General features: G+C 69.7%; 14 protein-coding genes. 6 read left to right on the forward strand and 8 right to left on the reverse strand.

Going from position 1 to position 13,877, the window contains the following annotated elements; genetic code table 11:
- Positions 1-100 precede the first annotated feature (100 nt).
- Positions 101-1,390, reverse strand: a complete 1,290-nt coding sequence (locus ACT4MF_RS07925; RefSeq protein ID WP_512053250.1) for a TIGR00341 family protein — start codon at positions 1,388-1,390, stop codon at positions 101-103.
- Positions 1,391-1,572: 182 nt separating this feature from the next.
- Between ACT4MF_RS07925 and ACT4MF_RS07930 the strand changes: the two genes are divergently transcribed.
- Positions 1,573-1,824, forward strand: coding sequence for a DUF8006 family protein (locus ACT4MF_RS07930; protein WP_099254478.1), 252 nt, complete (start codon positions 1,573-1,575; stop codon positions 1,822-1,824).
- 248 nt (positions 1,825-2,072) lie between these two features.
- Positions 2,073-2,954, forward strand: a complete 882-nt coding sequence (locus ACT4MF_RS07935; RefSeq protein ID WP_099254477.1) for a homoserine kinase — start codon at positions 2,073-2,075, stop codon at positions 2,952-2,954.
- A 105-nt stretch (positions 2,955-3,059) separates the two neighbouring features.
- Here ACT4MF_RS07935 and ACT4MF_RS07940 read toward each other — a convergent pair whose 3' ends face one another.
- Genes ACT4MF_RS07940 through trxA form a run of 3 tightly spaced genes read right to left on the reverse strand, consistent with a single transcriptional unit; the run spans position 3,060 to position 5,159 of the window.
- Positions 3,060-3,632 (reverse strand): class I SAM-dependent methyltransferase, encoded by a 573-nt coding sequence (locus ACT4MF_RS07940; RefSeq protein WP_444682301.1) that lies wholly within the window; start codon positions 3,630-3,632, stop codon positions 3,060-3,062.
- Positions 3,633-3,677: 45 nt separating this feature from the next.
- Positions 3,678-4,817, reverse strand: a complete 1,140-nt coding sequence (locus ACT4MF_RS07945; RefSeq protein WP_444682300.1) for an aminotransferase class V-fold PLP-dependent enzyme — start codon at positions 4,815-4,817, stop codon at positions 3,678-3,680.
- Positions 4,818-5,159, reverse strand: a complete 342-nt coding sequence (gene trxA, locus ACT4MF_RS07950; RefSeq protein WP_099254474.1) for a thioredoxin — start codon at positions 5,157-5,159, stop codon at positions 4,818-4,820.
- A 137-nt stretch (positions 5,160-5,296) separates the two neighbouring features.
- Between trxA and ACT4MF_RS07955 the strand changes: the two genes are divergently transcribed.
- From ACT4MF_RS07955 to ACT4MF_RS07965, 3 genes are all read left to right on the forward strand, one after another.
- Entirely contained in the window at positions 5,297-5,827 is a 531-nt protein-coding gene (locus ACT4MF_RS07955) for a DUF5817 domain-containing protein (protein WP_444682299.1), read from the forward strand.
- Between the two features lie 111 nt (positions 5,828-5,938).
- Entirely contained in the window at positions 5,939-6,952 is a 1,014-nt protein-coding gene (locus ACT4MF_RS07960; RefSeq protein WP_444682298.1) for a DUF7490 domain-containing protein, read from the forward strand.
- Positions 6,949-7,413, forward strand: coding sequence for a DUF8060 family membrane protein (locus ACT4MF_RS07965; protein ID WP_099254471.1), 465 nt, complete (start codon positions 6,949-6,951; stop codon positions 7,411-7,413). Before ACT4MF_RS07960 ends, ACT4MF_RS07965 begins: the two co-directional genes overlap by 4 nt.
- Positions 7,414-7,435: 22 nt before the next feature.
- Here ACT4MF_RS07965 and ACT4MF_RS07970 read toward each other — a convergent pair whose 3' ends face one another.
- Positions 7,436-7,771 carry a DUF8113 family protein gene (locus ACT4MF_RS07970; RefSeq protein WP_099254470.1) on the reverse strand — a complete coding sequence of 112 codons (336 nt, stop codon included), beginning with the start codon at positions 7,769-7,771 and terminating at the stop codon, positions 7,436-7,438.
- Between the two features lie 88 nt (positions 7,772-7,859).
- On the reverse strand, positions 7,860-8,702 hold the full coding sequence (locus ACT4MF_RS07975; RefSeq protein WP_099254469.1) for a Rieske (2Fe-2S) protein: 843 nt from the start codon (positions 8,700-8,702) through the stop codon (positions 7,860-7,862).
- A gap of 184 nt (positions 8,703-8,886) precedes the next feature.
- On the opposite strand from ACT4MF_RS07975, the gene ppc reads away from it, so the two are divergent.
- On the forward strand, positions 8,887-11,589 hold the full coding sequence (gene ppc / locus ACT4MF_RS07980) for a phosphoenolpyruvate carboxylase (RefSeq protein ID WP_444682297.1): 2,703 nt from the start codon (positions 8,887-8,889) through the stop codon (positions 11,587-11,589).
- Positions 11,590-11,883: 294 nt separating this feature from the next.
- On the opposite strand, the gene ACT4MF_RS07985 is transcribed toward ppc, so the two are convergent.
- The gene (locus ACT4MF_RS07985; RefSeq protein ID WP_099254467.1) at positions 11,884-12,339 is read right to left on the reverse strand and encodes a 30S ribosomal protein S19e; all 456 of its coding nucleotides are present in this window, start codon (positions 12,337-12,339) and stop codon (positions 11,884-11,886) included.
- Between the two features lie 137 nt (positions 12,340-12,476).
- Complete coding sequence (gene hmgB, locus ACT4MF_RS07990; protein ID WP_099254466.1) at positions 12,477-13,820, reverse strand: hydroxymethylglutaryl-CoA synthase; 1,344 nt, start codon at positions 13,818-13,820, stop codon at positions 12,477-12,479.
- Positions 13,821-13,877: the final 57 nt, after the last annotated feature.

Consider the following 13,877-nt stretch of genomic DNA (forward strand, 5'->3'; position numbering starts at 1 on the left):
AGATCGTTTCAGTTGTCACACCGGCACCATCGAAGCGACGCCTCGGACCGGCCGCGTCTCGGGCGCTGTCGGCCGCGTGGCAAGCCCGGTCGGCCGCGTGTCAGGCCCGGTCGATGGTCACGAGGCGCACCTCGACGCGCACCTCGGTCCCGGTGGTCGCCTCGATCCGGCGGTCGAGGGCGTCGGCCACGCCCTCGACGCCGCCGGGCGGCGCCCCCACGGTGACGACCACGCGCTCGGTGGTGAGCGGCGGGACCGTCCCGGTGCGCTCGACCTCCAGTTCCAGCAGTTCGAGACCGGAGTCGAGCGCGGCGAGCTCGTCGCCGGCGGCGCTCCGGATGTCGGCCTCGGTGGTCGAGGCGACGTACGACTCGTAGGTGACGCCGCCGAGGAACACCGAGAGCAGCGCGATGGCGGCCGCGAGCACGGCCGCTCGCTTCAGGAACGCCGCGCGCGCCTCGTCCTCGCGGAACCAGCGCTGCGGGCGGTACCCCTCGTACCAGAGCACGACCAGCGCGGAGAGGTTGATCGAGAGGACGTTCACCGCGACGATCACGCCGGCACCGAGCACCAGCCGGGGGATCTGGAAGGCGATCCCGATCCCGACGGCGGCCGCGGGCGGGATGAGCGCCACCGCGATCATCACGCCGACGAGCGTCGCGGAGACGCCCGTCATCAGCGAGACGATCCCGGCGACGCCGGCGCCGATCGCCACGACGAGCACCAGAACGTTGGGCGCGAGCCGCTCGCCGACCTCCGCGAGCTCGAGCGGGTTGAGCCCGGGCGGGACGAGCGCGAGCCACTGCAGGGCGAGCGCGAACAGCGTCGCGGCCGCGACCGCGACCGCGACGCCGAGGACCTGCATCCGAACGCCGCGCCGGAACATGTCCTCGTCGTCGACGACCGTGCCGATCGCGGCCGACATCGCCGGCCCGATCAGGGGGGCGATCACCATCGAGCCGACCACCGTCGCCGGCGAGTCGAGCAGGAGCCCGGCGGTCGCGATCACGGCCGAGATGACGGTCATCAGGACGTACGTCCGGAGCCCGGAGGCGAGGTCGTCGGCCTTCGCCTGTAGCTCCTCCCGGGAGATCCGGTCGCCGCCGCGTTCGGCCTCCGCTTCGTACTTGTCTTCGAGCGCCTCGAACCGGCGGGAGATCACCGTCTCGGCCGCGACGATAACGGTGTAGGTGCTCTCGTCGATACCCGCCTCCCGGAGCCGTTCGAGCACCGGCTCGACGGCGGCGGTCGGGAGCGGGAACGTCGCGACCGCGGTGTACTCGCGGCCGCTCGTCTCGTCGGTGACGACGTAGTCGACGCCCTCGTCGTCGAGCGCGCGGATCACGGCGGCGCGCTTCCCCGCCGGGATCATGACCTGAACGAGTCGCACGGTCGGTCGTCTCGCCGGCACGACTTATAAGAGACGGTGACCGGAGCGGCGGGACCGGGAGGACGCGCGGCGAGTCGGGAGTCCCGATCGGCCTCGGGGTCGTCGATCCCGGCGGCGACTCCCCGTCCGTCCCGCGCGAAACGGAACTTTAATGCGCGAATCCCTCGCACGTTCAGACAAGAATGCTCTCGCCGCTGTTCATCGACACGTTCCTGCTCGATTACCACCTCGGGCACGTCATACTGCTCGGGTTCATCGTCTCGCTGCTGGCGACCGCGCCCCTGAAGTCCCAGAAGGTGATCGCGTCCGTCTTCGCCGGCTTCGGGACGATCTTCCTGGTCGCCCCGTACACGACGATGCCGCAGGTGTACATCCTCGGGGGCATTCCGCTGATCCTGATCGGCGCGCTGCTGTGGACGATGGCCGGGAACTGACGCGGTTCCGACTGCGCCTCCGTTTTCTCCCGCCCCCTCACTCCCGTTTCTGTCGCTCTCTCATCCCGTTTCTGTCGCCCCTCACTCGCATTTCTGTCGCCTTCGTCTCTCGCTTCCGCCGCCCCCGACCCCGCGCGCGTTCCGCTGCTCCGACAGCGCTGGCCTCTCGTCTCACACACCGCCGGGGCGCCTCGCCGTGCCGTTGCTCGATCCCGCCTCTTTTTGCACCCCGAGCGACACTCACCGCCATGGTTACGGTACGGGCACCCGCCACGAGCGCGAACCTCGGCAGCGGGTTCGACGTGTTCGGCGCGGCCCTCACGCGGCCGGCGGACGTCGTCACCGTCGAGAAGGCGGCAGAGACGACGATCGAGGTCACCGGGGCCGGGGCGCAGTACATCCCCGAGGACCCCGAGAAGAACACGGTCGGCGCCGTCGTCGAGGCGCTCGACGCGCCCGCGCGGATCCACATCGACAAGGGCGTCCGCCCGGCCTCCGGGCTCGGCTCCTCGGCGGCCAGCGCCGCCGCCGCCGCCGTCGCGCTCAACCGGCTGTACGACCGGGGGTACTCTCGGTCGGAGCTGGTTCCGATCGCGGCCGAGGGCGAGGCGGTCGTCTCCGGCGTCGCACACTCGGACAACGTCGCCCCCTCGATCCTCGGCGGCTTCACGGTGACGACGAGCGAGGGGACCCACGCCGTCGACGCCTCGATCCCGCTCGTGGTCTGTCTCCCCGACGTCGCCGTCTCGACCCGCGACGCGCGCCGGGTCGTCCCCGAGACGGCCTCGATGGACGCGTTAGTCGAGACGGTCGGCAACGCCGCCACCCTCGCGGTCGGGATGTGTCGCTCCGACCCCGACCTCGTGGGCGCCGGGATGAGCGACCCCGTCGTCACCCCGGAGCGCGCCCGCCTGATCACCGGGTACGACGACGTGCGCGCGGCCGCCTTCGACGCCGGCGCGACCGGGGTCACCGTCAGCGGCGCCGGCCCCGCGATCCTCGCCGTCTGCCGCGGCGGGCGCCGACGGGGAGTCGCCGCGGCGATGCTCGACGCCTTCGCCGACGCCGGCATCGACGCCCGCGCCTACCAGACGCGGATCGGGCGGGGGTCGACGGTGCTCGAAGAATAAGGCGACGAGGGCGGTACATCGGTAGATCGGTACGTCGCGACGAGTCGGCGACGCCGTGACGGCGGTCGCTGACTCCGTGAGGACGGTCGACGCGGTCGAGAGCGCCTACGGCGCGACGGCGACGACGGCGAACGTCTCAGTGCGTTCGGACGCGGAGCGGACCTCGAACCCCGCCGCCTCCAGCGCCTCGACCGCGTCGCTCGCGGCGAACCGCTCGTCGACCGGCGGACCGTGCTCGCCGTCGCCCGCGGCCGACCAGTCGAAGAGGGCGATCCGTCCGCCGGACCTGAGCACGCGGGCCAGCTCCGCGATAGCGTCGTCGCTGGCGAACTCGTGGTACGTCATCGTGGAGAACACGGCGTCCAGCCCGCCGTCGTCGAACGGGAGCGTCGACACGTCGCTCTCGACGAGGTCGACGTTCTCGGGGACCCCCTTCTCGCGGTAGAACGCGTGCATCTCGGCCTGGACGTCGACGCCGTAGACGGTCTCGACGTGTGGCGCGACCGCGTCGGTGTAGAAGCCGGTGCCGCTTCCGAGGTCGGCGACGGTCGCCGCCGCGCGGTCGGCGCGGTCGGCCCCCAGCGCGCCGATAATCTCCTCGGCGGACACCCAGCGATACCGGACCGCGGGACGCTCCAGTCGGTCGGCCTTGTCGGCGTCGAACGTGTGAAATCCCATGCGCGGTCTTGTACGCGAACCACTAAAACGCGTCCGGTCGAGCGTTCACCACTCGGCGGCGAGGGCGTCGGTCAACCGGTCGATCTCGGCCTCGGCGGAGACGGCGTGGATCGACACCCGGACGCCGTCGGGGTGGGGAAGCGAGCGGACGACGATCCCCTCGTCGGCGAGCCGGTCCACCGTCGCCTCGGGGTCATCGACGTCGACCGTGACGAGCCCGGTCTCGTACTCGCGGGGGCTCAACAGGCGGTCGTCGGGGACGCCGTCCTTGAACCGATCTGTGAGCGACGCGATCCGGTCACGGATCGCCGGGAGCCCGACCGCGTCGACCGCGTCGAGCGCTTCGACCAGGCCGACGTGGGCGGCCGGCGTCGTCGTCCCGATCTCGAAGCGCCTCGCGCCCGGCTTGAACGTGATCGTGTCGGCGCCGGAATCCTCGACGCTCCGATAGCCGACCGCGCGCGGCGCCAGCTCCGCCGCGGCCTCGCGGTCGACGTAGAGGAACCCGGAGCCCCACGGCCCGAGCAGCCACTTGTGGCCCGCCGCCGCCACCGCGTCGGCGCCCCACGCCGACACGTCCATCGCGACCTGTCCGGGCGACTGAACCGCGTCGACGAGCGTGAACGCACCCGCCTCGTCGGCGATTTCGACGAGGTCCGCCACCGGGAGCCGCGTCCCGTGCGTCCACGTGATCGCGCTGAAGCAGACGAGCCGCGCGTCCGCGACCGCCTCCGCGTACGCCTCGCGGTCGATCCGACCGTCCTCGGTCTCGACGACCCGCACCTCGACGCCCTCGCGCTCGAGCCGCTTCCACGGGAGGACGCCGGCGGGGTGTTCGAGATCGGTCCGGACGACCACGTCGCCGGGCTCCCAGTCGATCGCGCCCGCGATCCGGGTGATCCCGTCGGTGGTGCTCTCGGTCAGAGCGATCTCGTCGGGTTCGGCGCCGACGAAGTCGGCGACGCGCTCGCGTACGATCTCGTACGTCTCGAAGGCGCGCTCGTACGGGTCGGTCGTCCCCGAGCCGAACTCGTGGTCGGCGATGAAGTCGGACGCCGCCTCGACGACGTACTCCGGGCTCGGCCCGTGCGCCCCGAAGTTGAAGTACGCGGCCTCGTGGAGCGCCGGCACGTCCGCGCGCAGCTCGCGCGGCGTCATTCTGCCGTCGGACTCGGGGTCGTTCATTCAGGCGGTGTGCTCCGTGATCGCGTCGGTGAGCGCCGCCTCCGTCTGTGCGCCGACCATCTGCTCCGCGAGCTCGTCGCCGGCGAACACGAGCAGCGTCGGGATGCCCTGCACGCCGTACTCGGCGGCTAACCCCTGATGTTCGTCGACGTCGACCTTCAGCACGGCCGCGCCGGTGTCGTTCGCGATCGCCTCGACCGCGGGCTCCATCATCTGACACGGTCCGCACCAGTCCGCGTAGAAGTCGACGAGGACCACGTCGTGATCGGTGACGTAGTCGTCGAACTCGTCGGCGTTTGACAGCTGAATCGGTTCCGTGGGGACAGCATCGGTTGAACTCATCACGCTTTGCTACGCGCCCCACGCGGATAATGGTTTTGAATAGAGAACACAATACCGCATGTCGAGCGAGCCGCACACAGATCGGTCCGGCGGCGCCGGTCCGAGGGTTCAAATCCGAGGGCGACGAACCGCGCGGCATGTACGCGGTCGTCGGCTGCAACGAGTGCGCGGCGATGTGGCTCCTCTCGGACCCGCGAACGAGCGACAGCGCGCAGTGTCCCCGCTGCGCGAAGACGCACCGGACGGCGAAGCTCAAGCGGTTCTTCGAGTCGGAAGACCGGGAGGCGGCCCGCGAGGCTCGGGCCGCCCTGCTCGCGAAGAAGCGGGACGAGAGCGCAGCGTTCGCCGAACTCGACCACGTCTCGGAGCTCGAACGCGCCGTCGACGAGGCGGGGATCGACGACCGCGAGTACCTGGAGGCGTCGGGGATCGACGCCGACGCCGTCGACGAGGCGGGCGCCCGCGCCGAGGGCGGCGGGTCGAGTGCGCGAAGTCGGACCGAGGTCGTCCGCGACGCGGTGAGGGCCGTCGACGATCCCACCGAAGAGAATGTTGCGGCCCACGCAAGCGAGCACGGCGTCCCCGCCGAGACGGCCAGAGAAATTCTGACCCGGCTCGCGCGCCGCGGGGAGCTCTCCGAGTCGGGCGGGCGCTACCGCGTGCTCTGACGGGGACGCGGCGCCGAGCGACACAGTGCCGAGCGACACAGCGCCGAGCGACGCCGCCCCGGACGCCGGTCCCTGACAAAGCACTTATGTTGTCGTTTAGACGTGACGGGTATGGACACGCGAACTGCCCTCCTGGCGGCCGCTGCCGCGCTCCTGCTCGTCAGCGCGGTCGGCGCCGTCGCCGCGCCGGACGCGATCGTCGACCCCCGCAAGGCCGACGAGCGCCCCGGCGACGTTAGAATCGTTGGCACGGTCGTCTCGCCGGGCGAGGTGCGCGGCGAGACCGCGGAGCTCCGGCTCGGCGTCGACCTCCGGCACCGGGGGTCGGCCGTGGAGAACGTCACGGTCCGCCACCGCGCGATCGGCGCCGACTCGGGGCTGCTCGTCGACGAGACGACGGTCGCGGTCGGCGAGGTCGACGGCGGCGGCGAGCGGACCGTGAACGGCTCCGTCGACGTGGAGCGCGAAGGCGGCTACCGGATCGAGACGGTCGTCTTCGCCGACGGCGAACGGCGCGCGGCCCAGACGACCCGCGTCGACGGCGTCGCGGCGCTCACCCCCGACTACGCCGACTCGCGCGTCGGCTTTACCGAAGGCGACGTCTGGCCGACCGTCGCGGTCAGCGTGAGCGAGGCCGACAACGAGACCGCGACGCTGTCGGTGTCGGTCTCGGTGACGAACCGCGGCGACGCCGTCTCGGAGCCGCTCGACCTCCGCGTGCTGCTCCGGCAGTCGGAGTCGAACGTGATCGCGGACGAGGCGACCGAGACGGTCGGCGAGGTCAGACCCGGCCGGACCGACACCGTGACGACGAGCGTCGAGGTGCCCGCGAACTACAACTACTACGTCGACGCCGCGCTGTGGAGCGACGACGTGCTCATCGACGAGACGCAGGGCGTCGCCAACCTGAACCCGCGCGAGACGATCAGCGCCAACGAAACGGTCGAAGAGGTCGATTTCACCGTTGAGGACTTCACGCGCGAAGAGGGCGGCGACGCGGGAGGCGACGGCGCCGACCGGGGCGCCGACGGCAGTAGCGGCGGGGATTCGACGCCCGGCTTCGGTCCCCTCGTCGCGCTCGTCGCGCTCGTCGTCGCGGCGCTCGTTGCGCGGAGGCGACCATGACCGACGAGCGCGACCGCGGCGATTCGACCGGCGGGGCCGACGACCCCGCCCCGAACGACAGCAGTCCGACCACCGCGTCAGCCGACACCACCGACTCACACACCGGATCCATGACCGACACAGCGACCGACGACACCGCGACCGACGATCCCGCACCGCGAACGAACGACCCCGAAAACGCCGACGGAGGCGGCCGCTTCAGTCGGCTCTCCACTGACGACCTCCGCGGGCTCATCGACCGGATCGGGCTGGCGGCGCTGATCCTGCTCGCGCTGATCGCCGGCTGGAGCTTCTACAGCCAGGCCGGCCGAGCGATCCGGACGTGGCTCGACCCGGCGTATCAGCCGATCGCCCTCGCGGCGTTCAACCTCGCGGTGCTGCTCGTCGCGCTCGCCGGCGTCGCCCACCAGCTCTACCGGATCCGCCGGAGCGAGGGGGAGGGCGGCGACGGGGAGCAGTAGCGGTCGAATCGCCTTCGCGGGTCTACTCTTCAGGGAGGTCGTCGGTGTTGGCCGGAATCTGCTCGACCTGTCCCGCGAGCGTCGCCGCGTCGCCCGCGACGGTGGAGGCGTCGACGCCGGCCTCGCTCGCGACCAACCGGACGTGCGCGGCGAGAAGCGCGAGCGCGCGGAGCCCGTCGTTCTCCGCGTCGCCGTCGTTCCGCTGGGCGAACGTGGTGTCGATTTCGCCGTCGCGGACGACGCCGACGTGAACCGCCTCGATCTCCTCGCCGTCGAGGAGGTCGCGGGCGCGGTCGATCTCCGCGGCGAACGAGTCGTCGGGCGTCGCTCCGTCTTCGGGGACCTCGTCGTCGCTCATGGAGACGCGTACGCGAAGCGGAGAGAAAAGCGCGGCGCCCGTCGGGGCGCGCGGCTCGCGAGCCCGCCGGTTTGGGCGGATCCGTCGGTTACTCGCCCGGACGCGGGCGAGCGATGAACAGCGACTCTTCCAGCGTGAACGGGTCGTACGTCGACTGGTGACAGACGCAGTAGGTCCCGTTCGCGGCGTCGTATCGAGCCGACTCTTCGAGCACCTTGTAGTCGGGGATACAGCAGAAGTGCGTACAGACGTTGAGGTACGCGACGAACCCCTGATCGGTGGACGCCTGGAGCCACTCGTCGTCCGAGTTCTCGACGGCTTCCTCGATCCGCGGGGAGCGGATGACGATCGCGTTCAGGTTGGTGTCGGCGTCTTGAGACCGCCACGTGACGGAGGCCGGCTTCCCGACGCCGTCGTCGCCGACCCCGTTGCCCCACTCGGCGTAGTCGTCGAAGTCGTCGACGTGGATCTTGGCGCCCTGGTCGTACGTCTCGTCCTGCCAGTCGTACTTGCCGGGCGCCGCCCGGAACAGGTTGTCCGACTCGTAGTCCGGGGAGACGTTCTCCTGCGACTCAACGCCGCAGTACTGGAACCACGCGCCGGAGTAGGTCTTCCCGCCGATCTGCTCCTGTGCGACCTGGATCTCCTTACCCTCCTGCGTGACGGTCTGCGTTTCGGGCCAGATACCGCGGATGAACCCGTCGTCCGTGACCTCAACCGGGATCTGTGGGAGGCCGCGCGGGGCCGGGCCACCGGTCTGGGCGATCGACATCGCGACGGTCGAGCCGCCGCCGACACCGCCGGAGGTCGTCAGGGTGTTCACCGTCGCCGACCCCATCGCACCGACCCCCGCGAGGGCCGCGCCGCCGACGACGCCCTTCACGAAGCGACGCCGACCGGACTCGGCCGGATACTTGTCGGACTGACTCATACTCGCTACTCGGGTTGGACCGGTAAAAAGGGTGACGAACCCTCCACCTGAGCGGGAACGGTACAGGTTATCGACCCGACCGCGATCGAGGTGTCGGACGATCGATCAATACGTTTACTCAAAACTGAGGCAAACCTTCGTTCAGACACCGCTTTTAACCCACCACGACGGGTGTGTCTGTGGTATGGTGTTGCACAATCGGGACGTGCGGACGGACGTGCGCGAGCTCGGTGCGCTCGTTGGGGACGTCCTCGCCGCGCAGGCCTCCACCGAGGCGTACGAGACCGTCGAGGACCTCCGAAACGCGGCGATCGACTATCGGCGCGGCGACGCGGCGAGCCGGGACGTACTCCACGAGTCCGTCGAAGAGCTGTCGACGACCCGAGAGGGGATCGTCGCCCGCGCGTTCACGACGTACTTCGAACTCATCAACCTCGCCGAGGAGCGCGAACGGGTCCGCGCCATTCGGGACGCCGACGAGGACGGATCGCTTCACGACTCGTTCGACGCCACGGTCGCCGAGTTCGCGGAGGCCGGCGTCGAACCCGACGAGCTCCGAGAGCTGTTACAGGACGTGCTCATCGAGCCGACGTTCACGGCGCACCCCACCGAGGCCCGGCGAGCGACCGTGAAGGCGAAGCTCCGCTCGATCGCGAACCACCTGGAGGAGCTCGACGAGCGCAACCTCACCGAGCGCGAGCGAAACGGGATCTGGCGCGACGTCACCGCCGAGGTGACGAGCCTCTGGGGGACCCGACAGGTCCGCCAGCGCAGCCCGGAGCCGGAAGACGAGGCGCGCAACGTCCAGTGGTACCTGGAGAACACCCTCTTCGACGTGGTGGGCGACGCCTACGAGGAGTTCGAGGAGACCATCTCGAAGGAGTACGACGACGTGGACTGCCCGAAGCTCTTCGAGTTCCGCTCGTGGGCGGGGTCCGACCGCGACGGCAACCCGTTCGTCACGCCGGAGGTCACCGACGAGACGCTGGGGCGGCAACGCGAGGTGGCCGTCGAGAAGTACCGCGACCGGTGTAAGCGCCTCTCGGCCGTGCTGAGCCAAGACGGCGAGCGCTACGCGGTCGACGACCGGCTCGCCGAGTCGCTGGCGGTCGACGCCGACCGGTTCCCGACGGTGGTCGAGGAGGCCCGCGAGCGGTACCCCGACGAGCCGTACCGCCAGAAGCTCCGCCTGATGCGCGAACGGCTCGACCGCGTCGACGACGTGCGACCCGGCGAGTACCCCGACGGCGACGCGTTCCTCGCGGACCTCGACGTGATCGCCGACTCGCTGGCGGCCGACGGACAGGACGCGGTCCGCGAGTCGTTCGTCGAGCCGCTCCGCCGGCAGGTCGACACGTTCGGGTTCACGCTCGCGTCACTGGACCTCCGCGACCACCGCGAGAACCACACCGAGGCCGTCGCCGAGGCGGTCGCGACCGAGGGCGTCGACTACCGCGAGATGGACGAGGACGCCCGGCAGGAGTTCCTCACCGAGGCGATCCTCCAAGAGGACCCGGTCGTCGACGCCGACGAGCCCGGCGACGTCTCCGAGACCACCGAGCGCGTGCTCCGCCGGTTCCAAGAGCTCGCCGAGTGGCAGGACGAGTACGGCACACAGGCCATCGACACCTACTGCATCTCGATGACGGAGGAGCCGAGCCACGTGCTCGAAGTGCTCTTCCTCGCCGATCAGGTCGGCGTCGTCTCGCTGCCGGACCACTGCGGGCTCGACGTCGTCCCCCTGTTGGAGACCGAGTCCGCGCTCAACGGCGCCGAGCGCATCCTCGGAGCGCTGTTCGAAAACGAGGCGTACGCGACGGCCCTCGAGGTCCGCGACGAGGTCCAAGAGGTGATGCTCGGCTACTCCGACTCCAACAAGGAGAACGGGTTCCTCGCCGCGAACTGGGACCTCTACGAGAACCAGCGCCGGATCGCGCGGTTCTGTCGCGAAGAGGAGGTCACCCTCCGGCTGTTCCACGGGCGGGGCGGCTCCATCTCGCGCGGCGGCGGCCCGATGAACGAGGCGCTGCTCGCGCTCCCCAACGAGACCGTCACGGGACAGGTGAAGTTCACCGAGCAGGGCGAGGCGATCGCGGAGAAGTACGCCAACCCGCGGATCGCCGAACGCGAGCTCGAGCAGATGCTCGACGCGCAGATCCGCGCGCGACAGGAGGCCAACGAGGAGCCCACCGAAGACGTGCCCGGAGAGTGGGTCGACGCGATGGAGACGATGGCGCCCGCGGCCCGAACGACGTACCGCGACCTCCTGAACACCGACGGGTTCGTCTCCTACTTCGGCCAGGCGACGCCCATCTCCGTCGTCGAGGACCTCAACCTCGGCTCGCGGCCCGCGTCGCGCTCGGGCGAGCGCACCGTCGAGGACCTGCGTGCAATCCCGTGGGTGTTCTCGTGGACCCAGACGCGGCTCATCCTTCCGGGGTGGTACTCGCTCGCCTCCGGGCTCGACGCCTACCTCGACGACGTCGGCGAGGACGAGGGGCTTGAGACCCTCCGGGAGATGTACGAGGAGTGGCCGTTCTTCCGCACCACCCTCGACAACGCCGCGCTCGCGCTCGCCCGCACCGAGCCGGAGATCGCCGCCGAGTACGCCGACCTCGCGGACGACGATCTCCGCGAGCGCTTCTTCCCCGAGCTGATCGGCGAGTACGAGCGCGGTCGCGAACTCGTCTTGGCGATCAGCGGTCGCGACGAGCTGATCCGTCGCGAGTGGCTCGAAGAGAGTCTCGACCGGCGGAACCCCTACGTCGATCCGCTGAACCTGCTGCAGGCGGACCTGCTCGGACGGACCCACCGCACCGAAGAGGAAGAGCGGACGCTGCGGCTCACCGTCAACGGGATCGCCGCCGGGATGAAGAACACGGGATAAGCCGGGACGCGGTTCGATCGAAGCGACGCTGACCGCTCCGCCCGACGCCGTTTTTCGCCGACGCCATCGAGAGCCGAGGCGCCGGCACGCCGAGCGCGACGGTCGCCTTGTCGATCGCGCAGCGGATTTTGTATATCGACATGCGGTGTATGCCGCCAGGCGCGGGGCGGTCGCTACTGAGCGGCGAGACGAGAGAGAAACCGCGTAGCGGCCGATTATCGGCGTATTTGTGGGAAACTCACTCCGAGCGCTGTGGCTCGGAGGCGATCGATATCGGGAAAACGAATCGGCGATCTACGCGTAGCGTTCGAGTTCCGGGCGGTCGAGGTCCTCGAAGACCTCAGTGGCGACCTCGGAGAGGAAGGCCTCGCCCTCGTCGGAGATGCGGCGTCCCTCGCCGGCGGCGGTCGTCACGAGCCCGTCGTCTTCGAGGGCCTGCAGCGACGCGCGGATGAGCTTGCGGGAGCCGCCCTCGTGCTCGCCGGGGCGGACGGAGTAGCGGTTCGAACCGCGCTTCTTCGAGCCGTACTCGGTGGCGAGCCGCTCGATGCCGATCGGCTCGTTCTGGGCGACCTTCCGGAGGAGGCTGGCGGAGCGCACGTACCAGAAGTCCTCCTGTTCCGGCGGGAGCTCCTTCCCGGCGCCGCTCTTGGCGAACTCGACCCAGTCGGGCTCGTCGATCCGGTCCTCGAGTCGTGCGGCGACCTCCTCGATGAGGGCGTCGGCCGGCACGTCGTAGATGGTTACCATTGAGGTGAATTTCTGCCTAACGTCGTTTAAACCCATCGTATTCGAGAAGCGTCGTGTGACCGGTTTTCACGGGTAGCGGAGCTACAGCAACGGAATCGGCGGGCAAAATCTCTCGCCCGCAGCGCGCAGCCGAACGGCTACTCGACGTACTCGTACTTCCGCTCGTTCATGCGGCCCCAGCCGGTGAAGACGAACTCCGCCTCTGGCTGCGTGAACTCTTCGATCTCGCGTTCAACGTCCATGTCGTACTCGTGAACGTCGTGCACGTCCTCGTACTCCTCCCACGTGAGGTCGTAGCGCGCGGCGAGCCGGTCGTCAATGTCGAGCGACTCGATCTCCGCGCGCCAGCCCTCGCGGATCGTCTCCGCGTGAATCTCCGCCTGCGCGCCGGAGCCGTAAGAGGCCACGAGCAGCGTGTCGTCGACGAACGACCGGTCGCGGGTCAGGGCGTCGCGCAGCGCGCTGATGCGGGCGATGTGAACCGAGCTGGTGTACCAGTTGCCGACCTCCCGCGAGAGCCCGAGCGTCGGCTCCACGGCGGTGTCGTACCACGTCTGATACTGCTCGGTCGTCTTCAGGTCGTCCATGTAGTCGCGAATGGCCGCTTCGTACGCCTCGCGGTCCGCGTAGTCCTCCTCGCGGGGCTGTCGCCCGATCTCGTCGGCGAGCGCGTCCTCGTGCTCCGAGTCGCGGATGACGTGGCGGTACGCCAGCAGCGCCGCCTTCCGAACCATGCCGGGGAACGGCGTGTGGAAGGGGGCGTACGCGAAGTCGTCGAGTTCGATGTCGTCGGTGACCGACTCGTAATCTTCGAGGGCCTCGCGCATCCGCGAGAGGTACACCTGGACGGAGCGCTTCCCGTCGACGCTGGGGAACTGCTGATTCGGCTTCAGGAAGTCCGTCTCGTCCTTCGAGCCGTACCCCTGTTCCGTCGAGAGCGCGACGATCGAGGGGTCCTCGTCGATCAGCATCGCGACGGCGCCGGCGCCCTGCGTCGCCTCGCCGGGGTCGCCGCGGGCGTACAGCGCCGTGTCCGTCGTGACGACGAGCGCGGCGCGGTCGCGGTTCCGCCCCGCTCGGATCCAGTTGTAGGCGTCGTCGATCGCTTGCGTCCCGGCCAGACAGGCGAACTTGCGCTCGCCCTTGTTCGCGTGGGTGAAGTCGCCGTCGTACACCCCTTCGAGACAGCCCGCGATGTACGTCGACACCGGCTTCGAGTGGTCGAACGCCGACTCCGTCGCCACGTCGATCCGGCCGATGTCGTCGGGTTCGAGCCCCTTGCGGTCCATCAGCCCCTTCGCGGCGTTGGCGCCCATCGTGACGATGTCCTCGTACACGTCCGGGAACGAGGAGTTGTTGAGCCCGAGCCCCTTCGTGTACTTCTCCGGGTCGTCGCCCTTCTCCGGCGCGAACGTGCCCGGTAAGTCGAGCTTGAGCTTTCCGGTCCAGATCTCGACGGCGTCGATGCCGACTTCAGTCATACACGGTCGTTCATGCGGCCGGCATATGGTTTTGTCGATGGGCGTTTACGTCGATCG

Origin of the sequence: Halorubrum sp. FL23 (assembly GCF_052439115.2) — an archaeon.
Taxonomy (GTDB): domain Archaea; phylum Halobacteriota; class Halobacteria; order Halobacteriales; family Haloferacaceae; genus Halorubrum; species Halorubrum persicum.

Bases quoted from the DNA above. Each gene is read 5' to 3' on its own strand.
- ppc (WP_444682297.1), top strand. From the start codon at position 8,887: ATGGTGTTGCACAATCGGGACGTGCGGACGGACGTGCGCGAGCTCGGT.
- ACT4MF_RS07945 (WP_444682300.1), bottom strand. From the start codon at position 4,817: ATGAACGACCCCGAGTCCGACGGCAGAATGACGCCGCGCGAGCTGCGC.
- ACT4MF_RS07955 (WP_444682299.1), top strand. From the start codon at position 5,297: ATGTACGCGGTCGTCGGCTGCAACGAGTGCGCGGCGATGTGGCTCCTC.
- ACT4MF_RS07930 (WP_099254478.1), top strand. From the start codon at position 1,573: ATGCTCTCGCCGCTGTTCATCGACACGTTCCTGCTCGATTACCACCTC.
- ACT4MF_RS07985 (WP_099254467.1), bottom strand. From the start codon at position 12,339: ATGGTAACCATCTACGACGTGCCGGCCGACGCCCTCATCGAGGAGGTC.
- ACT4MF_RS07970 (WP_099254470.1), bottom strand. From the start codon at position 7,771: ATGAGCGACGACGAGGTCCCCGAAGACGGAGCGACGCCCGACGACTCG.
- ACT4MF_RS07960 (WP_444682298.1), top strand. From the start codon at position 5,939: ATGGACACGCGAACTGCCCTCCTGGCGGCCGCTGCCGCGCTCCTGCTC.
- ACT4MF_RS07940 (WP_444682301.1), bottom strand. From the start codon at position 3,632: ATGGGATTTCACACGTTCGACGCCGACAAGGCCGACCGACTGGAGCGT.
- ACT4MF_RS07965 (WP_099254471.1), top strand. From the start codon at position 6,949: ATGACCGACGAGCGCGACCGCGGCGATTCGACCGGCGGGGCCGACGAC.
- hmgB (WP_099254466.1), bottom strand. From the start codon at position 13,820: ATGACTGAAGTCGGCATCGACGCCGTCGAGATCTGGACCGGAAAGCTC.
- ACT4MF_RS07935 (WP_099254477.1), top strand. From the start codon at position 2,073: ATGGTTACGGTACGGGCACCCGCCACGAGCGCGAACCTCGGCAGCGGG.
- ACT4MF_RS07975 (WP_099254469.1), bottom strand. From the start codon at position 8,702: ATGAGTCAGTCCGACAAGTATCCGGCCGAGTCCGGTCGGCGTCGCTTC.
- trxA (WP_099254474.1), bottom strand. From the start codon at position 5,159: ATGAGTTCAACCGATGCTGTCCCCACGGAACCGATTCAGCTGTCAAAC.